General features: G+C 65.2%; 1 protein-coding gene. It reads left to right on the top strand.

Annotated elements, in window-relative coordinates:
• Positions 1-36: 36 nt before the first annotated feature.
• Positions 37-431: hypothetical protein (locus ABT115_RS25530; protein WP_351794142.1), on the top strand; the 395-nt coding region annotated here is incomplete at its 3' end.

The following is a 431-nucleotide window of genomic DNA, read 5'->3' as shown; positions in this document are numbered from 1 at the left end:
CGGGTCCGGTTGGTCCGACGGGTGCTGCTGGTACCAATGGTGCTGATGGTGCTACTGGTCCGACGGGTCCGGTTGGTCCGACGGGTGCTGCTGGTGCCAATGGTGCTGATGGTGCTACTGGTCCGACGGGTCCGGTTGGTCCGACGGGTGCTGCTGGTACCAATGGTGCTGATGGTGCTACTGGTCCGACGGGTCCGGTTGGTCCGACGGGTGCTGCTGGTGCCAATGGTGCTGATGGTGCTACTGGTCCGACGGGTGCTGCTGGTACCAATGGTGCTGATGGTGCAACTGGTCCGACGGGTCCTGTCGGCCCGACGGGTGCTGCTGGCACCAACGGTGCTGATGGTGCAACTGGTCCGACGGGTCCTGTCGGCCCGACGGGTGCTGCTGGCACCAACGGTGCTGATGGTGCAACTGGTCCGACGGGTCCT

The organism is Streptomyces sp. NPDC001832 (assembly GCF_040297265.1).
Taxonomy (GTDB): domain Bacteria; phylum Actinomycetota; class Actinomycetes; order Streptomycetales; family Streptomycetaceae; genus Streptomyces.
This window is presented reverse-complemented; position numbering and strand designations above follow the sequence as displayed.